The organism is Ottowia flava (assembly GCF_008017535.1).
GTDB classification, from domain to species: Bacteria; Pseudomonadota; Gammaproteobacteria; order Burkholderiales; family Burkholderiaceae_C; genus Ottowia; species Ottowia flava.
In genome coordinates this window covers 243642-259249 of record NZ_VRUA01000003.1, presented here as the reverse complement: position 1 = coordinate 259249, position 15608 = coordinate 243642, and the positions used below count along the sequence as shown (strand labels likewise).

The following is a 15608-nucleotide window of genomic DNA, read 5'->3' as shown; positions in this document are numbered from 1 at the left end:
ACGCCGCCGACAAACGGGTTTTCCCGCTTGTGATGCGCATGGGACAAGCCCTAAGGTGCGTCACAAATCTGTCCTACGATCACCGCTTTTCCCATTTCTGAAGAGGAGCCCTCATGCAGTTCAAAACCATCGCCCTGGCCGGCGCGCTCGCAGCGACCCTGGCCCTGCCTGCGCACGCGCAGACCGAAATCCAGTGGTGGCACTCCATGGGCGGCGCCCTGGGTGAATGGGTGAACGATCTGGCTAAGGAGTTCAACGCCAGCCAGAAGGACTATCGTGTCGTGCCCACCTTCAAGGGCAGCTACGACGAGTCGATGACCGCCGCCATCGCCGCGTTCCGCGCCGGTAACGCGCCGCACATCCTGCAGGTATTTGAAGTCGGCACCGCCACCATGATGGCCAGCAAGGGCGCCATCAAGCCGGTGGCGGAGGTCATGAAGCAGGCCGGTGTGCCCTTCGACCCGGGTGCGTACGTCCCCGCCGTGGCCGGGTACTACACCGCGCCCAACGGCCAGATGCTGAGCTTCCCATTCAACAGCTCGACCCCGGTGTTCCACTACAACAAGGACGCCTTCAAGGCCGCCGGTCTCGACCCCGAAAAGCCGCCGACGACTTGGCCGGAGGTCGCCTCCGCCGCCGCCAAGCTGAAGGCCGCGGGCCACAAGTGCCCGTTCACCACCAGCTGGATCAGCTGGACCCAGCTGGAAAGCTTCAGCGCCTGGCACAACGTGCTGTTCTCCACGCTGAACAACGGCTTTGGCGGTCTGGGCACGCGCCTGGCCATCAACACGCCGCTGCACGTGCGCCACATCGAAAACCTGGCCAACATGGCCAAGCAGGGCCTGTTCGTCTACAAGGGCCGGGGCAACGCGGCCGACGCTACGTTCGTGTCCGGCGAATGCGCCATGGCCATCGGCTCGTCGGCGCTGTACGGCAACGTCACGCGCAACGGCAAGTTTGGCTACGGCATCGGTACCCTGCCCTACTACCCGGATGTGCCGGGTGCGCCGCAGAACACAGTCATCGGCGGAGCCAGCCTGTGGGTCATGTCCGGCAAGAAGCCTGAGGAATACAAGGGCATCGGCCAGTTCTTCGCCTACCTGAGCAAGCCGGAAGTCGCCGCCGCCAGCCACCAGCGCACCGGCTACCTGCCGGTGACCAAGGCCGCGTTCGAGCTGACCGACAAGTCCGGCTTCTACAAGAAGAACCCGGGTACCGACGTCAGTGTGACGCAGATGATCCGCAAGACGACCGAAAAGTCGCGCGGCGTGCGCCTGGGCAACTTCGTGCAGGTGCGCACCATCATCGACGAGGAAATGGAAGGCGTGTGGTCCGGCAAGAAGACCGCCAAGGAAGCGCTGGACGCCGCCGTCAAGCGCGGCAACGAACAGCTGGAACGCTTCCAGAAGGCCAACCGCAGCTGATCCGGGCGCCGTTCTTGCCCAACAGCGGCCCTTCGGGGCCGTTTTTTTGTATGCACGGTGGCCAACCAAGCCCGTTTTTTCAAGGGGCACATTCGCGCGCTTGTCCGACAGCACACCCCCGGGTACCGTTTTAGCCTTGCGCATCCGCGCCAGGGGCATCGCATCCGCCCCGACACACCATAGGAGAAGGCCCATGCCTGAAGTCACCAAAAACAACGCGCTGCAGCGCTACGAGATCCACGAAGATGGCCAGTTGCTGGGCTTTGCTGCCTACCGCGATCTGCCGGACGGCGTGGTCGAGCTACCGCACACCGTGGTCGAGCCGGCTTACGAAGGCCGCGGCGTTGGCAGCGCGCTGATCAAGGCGGTGCTGGCCGACATCCGCGCCGACGGGCACCGCGTGCTGGCAACCTGCCGCTTTGTCGCAGGTTACCTGGACCGCCATCCCGAATACGCCGACCTGCGTGCCACCCGCCAGGCGGTTTAGAGAAAAAGCAGCCCGTTGCCCTACAACCACCTGCGCAAGCAGCTATCAAAACAATAGTCTCCTGATTTCGCCATCGACGCGCAAGCGGTACGGCAGCGCCGAATTGCGCCGCCCACGGCCACTGGGTGAATCCCGTATGCGCAGTCGCACGCGAGCGCGGTGCGCGCCGCTATGATCGTCCGTCATGGAAAAGCGCGTCCGCTTCAAATCCGCCTGGCTGCCCTGGCTGCTGGTCGCGCCACAGATGGCCATCGTGCTGGTCTTCTTCTTCTGGCCGGCCGGCCAGGCGCTGTACCAGAGCGTGCTGCAGGAAGACGCCTTCGGCACCAGCCGTGAATTCGTCGGCATGGCCAATTTCGAGCGGCTGTTCGCCGACGAAAGCTACCTGCATTCCTTCCAAATCACCGCCGTCTTCTCCATCCTGGTGGCGGTGGTCGGTATCTGCGTCGCGCTGCTGCTGGCCGTCATGGCCAACCGGGTGGTGCGCGGCGCCACGGTGTACAAGACGCTGCTGATCTGGCCCTACGCCGTGGCGCCGGTGGTCGCGGGCGTGTTGTGGCTGATGATGTTCGCCTCGCCCTGGGGCGTGCTGGCCTACGCGCTGCAGGCCATGGGCTTCAACTGGAACCACCTGCTCAACGCCAACCACGCCATGGCGCTGATCGTGATGGCCGCGGTGTGGAAGCAGATTTCCTACAACTTCCTGTTCTTCCTGGCCGGGCTGCAGTCGATTCCCAACGCGGTGATCGAAGCCGCCACCATCGACGGCGCTTCGCCCTGGCGGCGCTTCTGGACCATCGTGTTCCCGCTGCTGTCGCCCACCACCTTCTTCCTGCTGGTGATGAACGTGATCTATGCGTTCTTCGACACCTTTGCCATCGTCGATGCCGCCACCCACGGCGGCCCGGGCAAGGAAACGGCCATCCTCGTGTACCGCGTGTACTACGACGGCTTCAAGGCCCTGGACATGGGCGGCTCGGCCGCGCAGTCGGTCGTGCTGATGGCGATCGTCATCGTACTGACGGTGTTCCAGTTCCGCTTCGTTGAAAAGAAGGTGCAGTACTGATGATGATCGAACGCCGCCCGGTGCTGGACTTCGTCGCCCACGCGGTGCTGATCGTGGGCGTACTGATCGTCGCCTTCCCGGTCTACCTGGCGATCATCGCCAGCACGCAGACGGCCACGCAGATCGCCACCAGCCACCCGATGTCGCTGCTGCCGGGCAGCAACATGGCCAACAGCTACCGGCTGGCGCTGTGGGGCGGCAAGGTGGAAGGCGGCGGCACCATCGCCGCGGGCTGGCCCATGCTGTGGGTCAGCTTTGTCACCGCCATGGTGATCGCGCTGGGCAAGATCGCCATTTCGCTGCTGTCGGCGTTCGCCATCGTGTACTTCCGCTTCCCCTTCCGCGAGCTGGTGTTCTGGCTGATCTTCATCACGCTGATGCTGCCGGTGGAAGTGCGCATCGGCCCCACCTACGAAGTGGTATCCGACCTGAAAATGCTGAACAGCTACGCCGGCCTGACGGTGCCGCTGATCGCGTCGGCCACCGCCACCTTCCTGTTCCGCCAGTTCTTCCTGACCGTGCCCGACGAGCTGGCCGAAGCCGCCCGCATCGACGGCGCCGGGCCGATGCGCTTTTTCAAGGACATCCTGCTGCCGCTGTCCAAAACCAGCGTGGCCGCGCTGTTCGTGATCCAGTTCATCTACGGCTGGAACCAGTACCTGTGGCCGCTGATCGCCACCACCAGCGAAGACATGTACCCGATCGTGCTGGGCATCAAGCGCGCCATCTTTGGCGAGGTGTACGTCGAATGGAACGTGGTCATGGCCACCGCCGTGCTGGCCATGATTCCGCCGGCGCTGGTGGTGATCCTGATGCAGAAGTGGTTCGTCAAAGGGTTGGTTGACACCGAGAAATGATGGCCCTGCAAGACACACGGGTCGATCCTTCGGCCGATGCAAGACGGGCCAGGTTCGTGCGCCGCAGCTGGCTGCTGGTGGTTGCCATCCCCGTGGTCATGTACGTACTGTTGCTGATTTCCGCCTACATCGCACCAATCTGGAGTGGCGAGACGGTGTTGGCCCTCGTCGCGCTGCTGTCGCCTTGGGTCTTCTGCGCCCTGGCTTGGCGCTACGGCCAGCACTACGCGCACACCATGCGCTGGGCCTGGAAGCTCCTGTCCGGCCTGCTGGCGGCACTGGGCGCAGTTCTGCTGCTCGGCGCTGTCTACCTGCTGCAACTGGGCGCTGCCTTCGGGCGCGCTTGAAGCCGGCCACCACATAAGCTACTTCGCACCGATTTCCGTTCCAACGCCATGGCCACCATCGAATTCAACAACGTCATCAAGCGCTACGGCACCGGCAAGAAGGTCAACCAGGTCATCCATGGCGTGACGGCCGAGGTGCAGGACGGCGAGTTCGTTGTCATCGTCGGGCCGTCGGGCTGCGGCAAATCGACGCTGTTGCGCATGGTGGCGGGCCTGGAAGAGATCAGCGACGGCACCATCAGCATCGGTGGCCGGGTGGTCAACCACCTGGAGCCGGCCGAGCGCGACATCGCCATGGTGTTCCAGAACTACGCGCTCTACCCGCACATGAGCGTGTTCGACAACATGGCCTACGGTCTGAAGATCAAGAAGGTGCCGGCTGCCGAGATCAAGGCGCGCGTGGACAAGGCCGCGGCCATTCTGGAACTGGGGCACTTGCTGGAGCGCAAGCCGCGCGAGCTGTCGGGCGGGCAGCGCCAGCGTGTGGCCATGGGCCGCGCCATCGTTCGCCAGCCGCAGGTGTTCTTGTTTGACGAGCCGCTGTCCAACCTGGACGCCAAGCTGCGCGCGCAGACCCGGCTGGAGATCGAGAAGCTGCACCGCGAGCTGGGCATCACCAGCCTGTTCGTCACGCACGACCAGGTGGAGGCCATGACGCTGGCCGAACGCATGATGGTGATGAACGCCGGACGCATGGAGCAGTTCGGCACGCCGGAAGAGGTGTACCACCGCCCGGCGACCACGTTTGTCGCCGGCTTCATCGGTGCGCCGCCCATGAACCTGCTGAAGGAAGCACCGGGCGTGCCGGCAGGGCGCTTCCTGGGGGTGCGCCCCGAGCATCTGCGCGTGGTCGCATCGGACGGCTGGCGCATGCGCGTCGAAACCATCGAGATGCTGGGCGCCGAGCGGCTGATCTACGGCTACCTGGGTGGCAGCGAGAACGGCGGCGGCGAATGGGCCATCCTGCGCATGAACGAGACCGAAGCGCCACCCGCGCTGGGCGACACCCTGCTGGTGGCACCGCTGGACGACCGCGTGCACTGGTTCGACGCCGACAGCGGCACGCGGGTCGAGCGTTGAAACGCGCCTCGCCCGTGCAGATACTATTTATTTAATAGCTGACTGCGCAGGTGGTTGTAGGCTTGGAGGCCAATTTCCTTATGAAAGCTGCGTACCTGACCGGCCACGGCGGCAACGAGGTCGTCGCCGTGGGCGAACGCCCCTTGCCCCAGCGCGCGCCGGGCGAAGTGCGCGTGCGCCTGCACGCGGCCACGCTGAACCGCGTCGACCTGTACATGCGCGACAGCGGCGCCGGCATCACCCACAGCATTCCGCAGACCATGGGGGTGGACGGCGCGGGCGTGATCGACGAAGTGGGCGCGGATGAACCCTCGTTGCGCCCGGGCCAGCGCGTGCTGCTGTACCCGGGTGTGTCGTGCGGGCGCTGCGAGTTCTGCCTGCGCGGGGACGACGTGCTGTGCACGCGCTACCAGCTGCTGGGCGAACACCGCGACGGCACCTTTGCGGATTACGTCTGCGCGCCTGCGCGCAACGCCGTTCCGCTGCCCGATGATTGGTCGTTTGCCGAAGGCGCGGCCCTGGGCGTGAATCACCTGACGGCGTGGCGCATGCTGGTCACGCAGGCGCGCCTGAAGCCGTGGGAGACGGTGCTGGTGTTCGGCATCGGCGGCGGCGTGTCGCTGGCCGGGCTGCAGCTGGCCAAGGCGCTGGGCGCGCGCGTCATCGTCACCTCGCGCCACGCCGGCAAGCTGGCGCAGGCGCGCGCGCTGGGCGCCGACCACGTGATCGACAGCAGCCAGGAAGACGTGGCCAAGGCCGCGCTGGCCGCCACCGGCGGGCGCGGCGTGGACGTGGTGTTTGAAAACGTGGGCGAAGCCGTCTGGCCCGCCGCCATGAAGGCGCTGGTGCGCGGCGGCCGCCTGGTCACCTGCGGCGCCACCAGCGGCGACCAACCCGGCGCCGACCTGCGCCGCCTGTTCATCCGCCAGCTGCAGGTGCTGGGCTCGACGCTGGGCAATCTGTCGGAGCTGCACGATCTGCTGGCCTTCTGCCAGCGCCACGACGTGCGCCCGGTGATCGAGCAAAGTTATGCGCTGGATGACGTGCATGCCGCGCTGAGCCGCCTGGAATCGGGCGAGCAGTTCGGCAAGATCGCGCTGGCGATCGCCTGACGTCGCGTTGCCCATGATGCCCGCGCTGCCCGACTGGCCCTACCCGTTCTGGATTGCCCACCGCGGCGCCGGCAAGCTGGCGCCTGAAAACACCTTGGCCGCCTTTCGCCTGGGCGCGCAGCACGGTTACCGCATGGCCGAATGCGACGTGAAGCTGTCGGCCGACGGCGTGCCCTTTTTGCTGCACGACAGCACGCTGGAGCGCACGACCAACGGCCACGGCACCGCCGGCGACCAGCCCTGGGCAGAACTGGCCCAGCTGGACGCGGGCAGCTGGCATTCGCGCGCCTGCGCCGGCGAGCCGATCCCCAGCTTCGCCAACCTCGCGCGCTGGTGCATCGCCAACAGACTGCACCTGGACGTCGAGATCAAGCCCACGCCCGGCCAAGAAGCCGCAACCGGCCGCGCCGTGGCCGGGGCCGCGGCGCGCTGGTGGCGAGGGGCCGCGGTGCCGCCCTTGCTCACATCTTTCCGGCCCGACGCCCTGCAGGCGGCCGCCCAGGCCGCGCCGCAGCTGCCGCGTGGGCTGCTGCTGGACACGCTGTGGGACGGCTGGCAGGGCGTCGCCACACAGCTGGGTTGCCGTGCCATCGTCTGCAACCACGCGCTGTGGGACGCCGCGCTGGTCGACCGCGTGCACGCCGTCGGGTGGCGCGCGCTGAGTTACACGGTGAACGACGAATGGGCCGCCCAGCGCCTGATCGCGCTGGGCACGGACGGCATCGTCACGGACCGGGTCGACCTGTTCGCGCCGGGCTGAGAGCGACCGGCGAGCAGGAAGGCTGGGACAGACCAGCCGCCGCGCGACGGTCGCTGGCCTTGCAGCGTGGCTCGCTCAGTTGGCGGCGGAAGCGCCAGGTCAGCGCCGACCGCGTCGCAGCCACCACGCCTGGCAGGCCGCTGCGGCCAGCACCATCGCCCCGTAGGTCACGACACGGCCGTCGCGCCCGGTCAGCACCAGACCGAACACCAACACGGCCAGACAGACTCCAAAGTTGATAGCTGCCTGCGCAGGCAGCCCTAGGGCCGAAGGCGTTTTTCGCCAGAAAATCTTACTGATCAAGGCCAGCGCCGGCCCGAGCACCAGCGCGGGGGCAGCAAAGCCGGCCAAATGCCAGAACAGGTCGGCGAAATCCATGGTTCTTGATGCGGGTCAAGCTTGCAAGCGGTCGCTCACACGTGGGGTGGTGGTCAATTTTATAATCGGGCCATGGCCGTCTGGGCATTGGGACTCAACCACAACACCGCTCCGCTCGATTTGCGCGGGCGGTTTGCGTTCGCGCTCGACCAAATGGCGCCCGCTTTAAGCGTACTGCGCAAGGCGCACCCGCAGCACCCCGAAGCGGCCATCCTGTCCACCTGCAACCGCACCGAGGTGTACTGCGCGTCCGACAGCCCCGATTTCGACCACACCCTGCACTGGCTGGCCCAGGCCGGCGACGTGCCCACCCACGCCCTGCGCGACCACACCTACGTGCTGCACGACGGCTTGGCCGCCCGCCACGCCTTCCGCGTTGCCAGCGGGCTGGACAGCATGGTGCTGGGCGAGCCGCAGATTCTTGGCCAGATGAAAAGCGCCGTGCGCGCCGCCGAGGAAGCCGGCGCGCTGGGTACGACGCTGAACCAGATGTTTCAGCGCAGCTTTGCCGTGGCCAAACAGGTGCGGTCGTCCACCGAAATCGGCGCGCATTCCATCAGCATGGCCGCCGCGGCCGTGCGCCTGGCCAGCAACCTGTTTGAAGACCTGACCCAGATTCGCGTGCTGTTCGTCGGCGCCGGCGAGATGATCGAGCTGGCCGCGACCCATTTTGCCGCGCGCAACCCCAAATCCATCGCCATCGCCAACCGCACGCTGGAGCGCGGTGAAAAGCTGGGCAACCGCTTTGGCGCCGAGGTGCTGCGCCTAGCCGATCTGCCCGAGCGCCTGCACGAATTCGACGCCATCGTCAGCTGCACCGCCAGCCAGTTGCCCATCATCGGCTTGGGCGCCGTCGAACGCGCGTTGAAAAAACGCCGCCATCGTCCAATCTTTATGGTCGATCTGGCCGTTCCGCGCGACATCGAGGTCGAAGTCAAAGCCCTGGACGACGTGTACCTGTACACCGTCGACGACCTCGCTCAGGTCGTCCACACCGGCCAGGCCAACCGTCAGGCCGCCGTGGCACAGGCCGAAGCCATCATCGACGCCGGTGTCCAAAGCTTCATGCACTGGGTCGATCAGCGGGACCCGCAGGGTGGCGTGGTTCCCCTCATCCAGCAGCTCAACGCCAAGGCCGACACTTGGCGCGCCACCGAAATCGCCCGCGCCCGCAAGCGCCTGGCCAAGGGTGAAGACATCGACGCAGTGCTTGAAGCCCTGTCACGTGGGCTGACGCAGAAAATGCTGCATGGGGCGATGGCGGAGCTGAGTGCCTCGACGACCGATTCGCGAGAGATCGCTGCGCTGGCGATTGAGCGCCTGTTCCTGCGGCGATAGCCCCCCATCTGTGAAATTCTTCACGTAGCGAATCTTGATCGGCGCCGCTCGTCAGTCTTGACGACTCCGCCGGTCCGACAACAGATGCCCTAGAGGAAGACACCACCTAGGATGCGAACATGCATCCTTTTTCCACTTCGTCCGGCACGCTGGAGTATCACGATCAGCGTGTTCGTGGCTTCACTGCCATCGAGCTGATGGTGGTCGTTTCCATCTTGGCCATTCTCGCCGCCTTAGCCGCGCCGAGCTTCAAGCCGCTGATCGAGCGCTGGCGCGTGCGTTCCGCCACAGAGGGGCTTCAATCGGCGATCTACTTCGCCCGCTCCGAAGCCATTAAGCGCGGTGGCAACGTGGTGCTGCAGAAGCTAGGCAGCATCAATGGCTGCACCGCGCCCACGACGCAAGAATGGCATTGTGGCTGGTATATCTGCGAGGACACCAACGGCAATAAAGCTTGCACCAGCAGCGAACCTGTTCTGCAGCGCTTCGACGCTCCCGCCAAGATGGAGGTCGTGCGTACCAGCAATGGCGCCAGCATCTCGTTCGACCGTTGGGGTATGCCCGGGCAGTGGCTCGGCTTCACCCTGAAACCTGAAAACAGCGGCGCGAACGACCCCGCCACTCTCGGCGTCTGTATGAGCTCCGGCGGCCGAGTCCGGGTTATTCCCTCAGAGCAAACACCGTGCACCGACGGCTGAAATCCATGTCCTCTCCCCTCCGGCACCGCCAACGCGGCCTGACCTTGATCGAGTCATTGATCGCCATCTTGGTTGCCGCACTTGGCATCCTTGGCGTTTTGGGCGTGCAGATGCGCACCCTGACCGACACGCAGACCACCGTCCGCCGAGCACAGGCGGTTCGGCTGATTGAAGATCTGAGCGAGCGCATCCGGGTCCAGCCCAATTCGCTGGCCAACCTGAACGCCTACGTCATAGGCTGGGAGGCCGACACCACCACTGCCGCACCGCGCACGCAACAGGCTGGCACGCTGTGCACCAGCACCGCTTGCAGTACCGCCCAGTTTGCTGCCTACGACATACGCGAATGGAAACGCCTGGTCGAAATCAGCCTTCCCTTGGCCGATGCCAACGTATTTGTTGCCCCTGGCGACAGCAGCAGCACCAACAACCGGCGTCAACTGGGTGTCATGCTCAGTTGGCGCGAGAACGAGAAAAGCGCTGACACCGATTACACCGCCAGCCTCAACGCGGCTGCCGACGGAGGCACTGTCAGTTGCCCCACCGGTCGTATCTGTCACCTGCAATATATCCCGTTGGCCGCGCGATGCGCGCCTTATCTCGGTGCTGGCGGTAGTACGCCGCTGTACTACTGCGCAGGGGGCTGAGCGATGAAAACCTCAAAAATCATAGCAATCAGCACTGACTCACGGTTGCGTTTGCCACAAAAAGCCCCAGCAAAATCAATCATGCGCCGGCGTGCGCAGCGGGGTATCACGCTGATTGAACTGATGGTGGGTATCGCCATCGGTCTGTTGGTGGTCGCCGTTGCCGCAGGGGCTTTGATGGTCTCGCGCGGTGTCTCCGGCACCGTCAGCGACGCCAGCGGCATCCAGCAGCAGGCCGCATATGCGCTGCGCGTCATCGGCGCGCAGTTGCGCCAAGCCGGCTCGGTCCGCCTTGACCTCAATCCTGTGACCACGAGCACCGCCACCGCTGCCGAAAAGCTTTTGGCACCAGTAGCTTTCGAGACAAAAACTGACACAGCAAAAGCGCGCCCCTTCGACCTTGGCCAACCGGCCGCCTTGTTCAGCGGCACCAACAATACACTCACCGTCGGCTTCGCCCGTGACCAACAGAACGTCTTTGTCGACAGCAAAGCCATGACCTTAGCGCGCAATTGCATGGGCGGCCCTAGCGACACTTCCACCGAGACAACCTTTGAACATCAGTTGGTCTCCAGCGTTTTTCAGGTGGACAGCAGCAACCAGCTGACTTGCGCTGGCAACGGTCTGGCAGCGCAGGCCGTCATCCAGAACGTCGCGAATTTCAGGGTGCGCTATTTGGTACAGGACGCGACCAGCACACTCGGCAGCCCGACCATCCGCTACGTGGACGCCTCCGCGGTCGGCACCAACTGGGGCCGGGTGCAAGGCGTGGAGGTTTGCCTGGTGCTTTACGGGCACGAAGCCATCGACATGCCTGCAGGCAGCAAATACACCGATTGCGACGGCAGCACTAAGGTGGACATGACCACGCTGACCGGCACACGCGCCAAGCGCATGCATTTGGTATTCCGTAACGTGTTTCAGTTGCGCAGCCAGGGGCTGGTGTGAGAGGCGGCGCCATGAATCTTGTCAAGCCCTTCCACGTGTCTGCCCACCGCCAGCGCGGCGTAGCGCTGTTTGTCGTGTTGGTGTTCGTGATGCTTTCCATGCTGTTGGCATTGTGGGCGTCGCGCACCTCGCTATTCAACGAAATGGTCGTCGGCAACGACGCCGACTACCAGCGCGCCTTTGAGGCTGCCCAAGCTCTGCTCCAGGACGCCGAACTCGACATTCGGGGCGAATACGCTGACGGCCAACCTTATCCCCTCACTGGCTACTGCGCCGGTGATCTGTGCCGCAAAGCCCCCCCCTACCAAATTCCGCTGGAAGCCAAAGAAGTGAGCGCTCTTTTGGCTGCGCTGGAAAACCAGCCCACACGCTGCGCGAAAGGGCTCTGCCTTAAGCGTGCCGGCCGGCAGGACTTCTGGAACACCACTGCCTCAACAACCTTGAATGCTGGTGAATTCAGATTGTCTCAATTGGCCGTAGAGAACGTCGGCGCGCGTTACGGCCAATTTACGGGTGCCGCCTTCGAATCCAGCGATAGTGCGCCTGCCAACCCGATTCTGGCCGACCGTTCCGCCAACGATCGAGGCGGCTGGTATTGGATCGAAGTGCTGCCCTACGACGAAAGCAGCAAGACTGCAGCCCTGATCACTGACTCCACCGCCGGTGCTGCCAATCGACTTCCGCTGAACCTGACGCCGAGCGTGGTGTACCGCATCACCGCGCTCGCCTATGGCCGCAAAGCCAACACGATGGTGGTGTTGCAGGAAACCTATGCGCCTCAACGCCTCAAGGATTGACCGATTCCCGAGCGCCTGCTTGTCTTCACCGACCTGACCAATTGACCATAAGAACTGACTCGTCCGACGGGAGCCAAATGATGTCCTTCAACTCTCAACACCCCCCCCGTTTCCGCAAAAGCTTGCTGGCTCTTGCCGCAGGCGCCGTGCTGGCACCGCACGCCGCCTGGGCCTTGACGCTGACCACCGCCCCACCTGGAACGATCACCCCTTACGTGGCGCCCAACGTGATTCTGTCGTTGGACGACTCGGGCAGTATGAGCGATGGGAGCAGCGGTATGTACTCTGCCAATGGCACCTATCTAGGAAAGCGTTACGAGGTGTTGAAAAACGCGGTTACCGAGGTCTTCAACGACACCACGCTGCTGCCCGAAGGCAAAATTCGACTCGCTTGGCAAACCATGAATGACAAAACCAAAGTGGGTGGTCAGCAGTGGGTGACGCAGCTAAGCACTGCTGCCGCGTCAGCGAGCACCTCGGCGACCACGGTCAACCGAAACCTCATGCGTCCGCTTTCAGGTGCCCACCGCACCAACTTTCTGACGTTCATGAACAACTTTACGGCGAGCGGAAATACGCCGTCGCACCTTATGGTGCAACGCGCCGACGAATACATGCGCGCTCCCCTCAGCCCAAATGGCCCCTGGGCAACGGTGCCCGGCGGTCCAGCCGGCGACTACCTTGGTTGCCGACGCAACTACCACATCCTGCTGACTGACGGCGGATGGAACAACCCTGCAACTTATCAGAGCACCAGCCCGCTGAACTACGATGGCGTAACTCTCGCCTTGCCCGATGGCACGGTCTACGACATCAATTCGGCGCAAACTCAACTCTACCGAGACAAGGACTCCGTTCCTGGCAATTACAACACGACCCACTCCGTCCTGGCCGACTGGGCGTTCTACAGTTGGTCGACCGCGTTGAAGACTTCCGGACTGGTCGGGTCTCCTGATCCCTCGAACGAGTACCGTGACGCACCCGCTACTGAGACTTTCACCAATCGTGTCAGCGGTGCAAACGCGACGCTAAACAAGTTCTGGAATCCTCGCTACAACCCGGCGACTTGGCCTCACATGGTGACGTTCACCATCGGTTTTAGCAGCGCCGCATTGCCCACAAAAAATTACAGACCCAATGGGACCAGTGCGGGCATGACTGCGCCGTCTTCCACACTGCCCTATGGCTACGATGGCAACCTGGCTGACTATGCCAATGGCACTTACGTCTGGAAAGCCAGCACGGATAGAGGCCAAGACATGTGGCACTCGGCCCTCAACGGCCGAGGGCAGTTCTACGCCGTAGAAAAAGGCGAGGATTTGAAGGCAGCGTTCCGGGCCATCATCGGCGCGATCAACGTTGAAACCGAGCCCGACACCACCTCAACCGCAGCCAGCGGTTCCAACGTCTCGCGCAACGACGTTGGCAAGTTCACCGGCAACTACGAGCCCAAGAAAGCCTGGAAGGGCTTTGTCACTGCTGAAACGGTTCTGAACGACGGGTCTACTACTCCTACCGCTACGTGGGCCAACAAGAACACGGCAGACAAGCTGGACGATCTGACAGACGCACAGGTCAATACCAACCGCCTGATCCTGAGTTGGAGCGACGCTTGGTTGGGTGCCACTGGCCAACCTTACAAGGGCGGCGTATCGTTCAAATGGGCCAATGACGCCACGTACTTAAGCGCAACGCAAAAATCCACGCTGGGCCTCGCTGGCAGCACGCCCGTGGCCACCAGCGGCCAAGCCATCGTGAACTACATTCGTGGTAACCGAAGTCAAGAGGGCACCACCACAACCAAGCCGTTCCGCGTGCGTCAGAGCCGGCAGGGCGACATCGTCAACTCCAACGTGTGGTACACCGGCGCACCCGCCAGTGGTTACACCCGCAAAGGCTACACGGCCTTTGTTCGCAACAACGCAGCGCGCGAGCCGATGATCTACGTGGGCGGTAACGACGGCATGCTCCACGGCTTTTCGGCCACTGACGGCAGCGAGAAGATTGCCTATGTGCCCCGTGGCGTCATCGCCAGCCTTCCCGCTCTGGCAGGCCCTGGTTATTCGCACAAGTATTATGTAGATGGCTCGCCAATGACCGGGGACGTCGACATGAGTACGGGCGTACAGGACAGCGACGATTCGGGCTACGACGACACTACCAACACCCCCGACTGGCGTACTTTGCTTGTTGGCACGCTGGGCGCCGGCGGTAAGGGGTATTTTGTGCTGGATGTCACCAATCCCGGCGCGGGCCCCAACCCAGACGGCGTTCCAGGATTTGCTGAAGACAGCGCACGACAACTGGTAAAACTCGACCGTACGAGAGGTGCCAGCGAGGCGGCACCGGACTGCGCAGCCATGAGCGGAGCAGCGAAAGCCGCCTGCCTGACGGCGGTGGAGGAAGACCGGGACATCGGCCTGATCACCGCTCTGCCTGTGCTGGACGAAACCAACATAATGCGCACCAGCCAGATCACGCGGATGAACAACAATCGTTGGGCCGTCGTACTTGGCAACGGCTACAACAGCACTAACCAGCGGCCAGTGCTGCTGATCCAATACCTGGATGGGGACAGGGAATTGTTGCGACTGCCCGTCGCAGGGACGGTCAGCGCCCCTCCCACGATTGGGACCGGTCTGGCCAAAGACAATGGGCTGTCTGCCCCGCGACTGTTGGATCTGAACGGCGACGGCCGCTCAGACGTCGCGTATGCGGGAGACAACTTGGGCAACTTGTGGAAGTTCGATTTGACCGACTACGACGCCACCAAATGGAAAGTGGCCTTCAGCGGCAGCCCGTTGTTCACTGCCACAGGGCCTTCATCGCTAGGTGCCACCACACGCCCCAATGCGCAACCGATCACCGTTGCCCCAACGGTCGTGGCCAATGACCGAATGATGACGGTGACGGCCTCCGGTGTCACCAGCACGCGGTCTGTGGGTGGGGTCATGGTGGCCTTTGGCACCGGCCGCAACGTCACGACGACCGACCCTACTGATGTGTTGGTGCAGACCCTTTACTCGGTGTTGGACAACACACGTTATAAAGTAAAAACCATCTCTGGCAAGGGTAAGCGTCTGGAAGTGCACCCTGGGGATTCAGCCAAGAAGATTCCCGCGCCAGCGGCGCTCGGGACGGGAGTGACCGCTGCCAAATTGGCCGAACGCAAGATCACTGATGTCAGCACTGGCGGAAGAGTGGACGAGAAGGACGTGCTCGACATGAGCACCTGGTCCAACCACAACGGGTGGTACATGGATTTGCCGGCCACCGGCGAGCGCCTGCTGAAAAACATGGAGCGCTACGACAACACCAATCTGCTGGTCGTCTATTCGCAAGTGCCGGCCAAGGGCTCCGACGAAGTCGACGCCAACACCGAAAGCTGCTCCGCCACAATGCCTAAAGACGAGGTGCAGTACCGCACGCTGCTCAACATCATGGACGGCAAGCGGCCATCGGTGCAATTGGTCGACGCCAACAACGACGGACTGTTCAACTCCGCCGACGGTGGTGTGTCACGTGTGCGCGTGCTCAAAGGTTCGCACAACCTTATCGCTAAAAGCCGCGACCGCATGCTGGACATCAATGCGAAAAGCCAGAAGGAAGCACTGGCCCGGATGCCAGAGCAGGCGCTCCGTCCAAGCTGGCGCCAGGTGAAGTGAAGGA

At 63.5% G+C, this 15608-nt stretch carries 15 protein-coding genes; 14 read left to right on the top strand and 1 reads right to left on the bottom strand.

Translation table 11 applies throughout. The features are described 5' to 3' along the window. Positions 1-113: 113 nt before the first annotated feature. The 8 genes from ugpB (at position 114) to ugpQ (ending at position 7133) form a co-directional block, all read left to right on the top strand. Positions 114-1424, top strand: a complete 1311-nt coding sequence (ugpB, locus tag FVQ98_RS05415; protein WP_147912404.1) for a sn-glycerol-3-phosphate ABC transporter substrate-binding protein UgpB — start codon at positions 114-116, stop codon at positions 1422-1424. A gap of 193 nt (positions 1425-1617) precedes the next feature. Next, positions 1618-1911, top strand: coding sequence for a GNAT family N-acetyltransferase (locus tag FVQ98_RS05410; RefSeq protein ID WP_147912403.1), 294 nt, complete (start codon positions 1618-1620; stop codon positions 1909-1911). 184 nt (positions 1912-2095) lie between these two features. Further along, positions 2096-2977: a sn-glycerol-3-phosphate ABC transporter permease UgpA gene (ugpA, locus tag FVQ98_RS05405; RefSeq protein WP_147912402.1), complete on the top strand. Its 882-nt coding sequence runs from the start codon at positions 2096-2098 to the stop codon at positions 2975-2977. A gap of 2 nt (positions 2978-2979) precedes the next feature. Further along, the gene (ugpE, locus tag FVQ98_RS05400) at positions 2980-3834 is read left to right on the top strand and encodes a sn-glycerol-3-phosphate ABC transporter permease UgpE (RefSeq protein WP_147912401.1); all 855 of its coding nucleotides are present in this window, start codon (positions 2980-2982) and stop codon (positions 3832-3834) included. After that, on the top strand, positions 3831-4181 hold the full coding sequence (locus FVQ98_RS05395; protein ID WP_187265632.1) for a hypothetical protein: 351 nt from the start codon (positions 3831-3833) through the stop codon (positions 4179-4181). Before ugpE ends, FVQ98_RS05395 begins: the two co-directional genes overlap by 4 nt. Positions 4182-4229: 48 nt before the next feature. Further along, the gene (ugpC, locus tag FVQ98_RS05390) at positions 4230-5261 is read left to right on the top strand and encodes a sn-glycerol-3-phosphate ABC transporter ATP-binding protein UgpC (RefSeq protein ID WP_147912399.1); all 1032 of its coding nucleotides are present in this window, start codon (positions 4230-4232) and stop codon (positions 5259-5261) included. A gap of 80 nt (positions 5262-5341) precedes the next feature. Further along, positions 5342-6373 (top strand): zinc-binding dehydrogenase, encoded by a 1032-nt coding sequence (locus tag FVQ98_RS05385; RefSeq protein WP_147912398.1) that lies wholly within the window; start codon positions 5342-5344, stop codon positions 6371-6373. 13 nt (positions 6374-6386) lie between these two features. Then, positions 6387-7133, top strand: coding sequence for a glycerophosphodiester phosphodiesterase (ugpQ, locus tag FVQ98_RS05380; RefSeq protein ID WP_147912535.1), 747 nt, complete (start codon positions 6387-6389; stop codon positions 7131-7133). Between the two features lie 99 nt (positions 7134-7232). Here the strand turns inward: ugpQ and FVQ98_RS05375 are convergent, their stop codons facing one another. Further along, positions 7233-7511, bottom strand: coding sequence for a hypothetical protein (locus FVQ98_RS05375; protein ID WP_147912397.1), 279 nt, complete (start codon positions 7509-7511; stop codon positions 7233-7235). A gap of 72 nt (positions 7512-7583) precedes the next feature. Here FVQ98_RS05375 and hemA point away from each other — a divergent pair, with 72 nt between their 5' ends. The 6 genes from hemA to FVQ98_RS05345 all read left to right on the top strand — a co-directional run bounded on the left by hemA (position 7584) and on the right by FVQ98_RS05345 (position 15604). Then, complete coding sequence (gene hemA, locus FVQ98_RS05370) at positions 7584-8849, top strand: glutamyl-tRNA reductase (RefSeq protein WP_147912396.1); 1266 nt, start codon at positions 7584-7586, stop codon at positions 8847-8849. A 119-nt stretch (positions 8850-8968) separates the two neighbouring features. Next, positions 8969-9547 (top strand): GspH/FimT family pseudopilin, encoded by a 579-nt coding sequence (locus FVQ98_RS05365; protein WP_147912395.1) that lies wholly within the window; start codon positions 8969-8971, stop codon positions 9545-9547. A gap of 5 nt (positions 9548-9552) precedes the next feature. After that, positions 9553-10194, top strand: coding sequence for a type IV pilus modification protein PilV (gene pilV / locus FVQ98_RS05360; protein ID WP_147912394.1), 642 nt, complete (start codon positions 9553-9555; stop codon positions 10192-10194). A gap of 81 nt (positions 10195-10275) precedes the next feature. After that, positions 10276-11142 (top strand): PilW family protein, encoded by an 867-nt coding sequence (locus FVQ98_RS05355; protein ID WP_147912534.1) that lies wholly within the window; start codon positions 10276-10278, stop codon positions 11140-11142. 11 nt (positions 11143-11153) lie between these two features. Further along, complete coding sequence (locus tag FVQ98_RS05350; protein ID WP_147912393.1) at positions 11154-11939, top strand: pilus assembly PilX family protein; 786 nt, start codon at positions 11154-11156, stop codon at positions 11937-11939. A 173-nt stretch (positions 11940-12112) separates the two neighbouring features. Then, entirely contained in the window at positions 12113-15604 is a 3492-nt protein-coding gene (locus FVQ98_RS05345; RefSeq protein ID WP_458329478.1) for a pilus assembly protein, read from the top strand. Positions 15605-15608 lie beyond the last annotated feature (4 nt).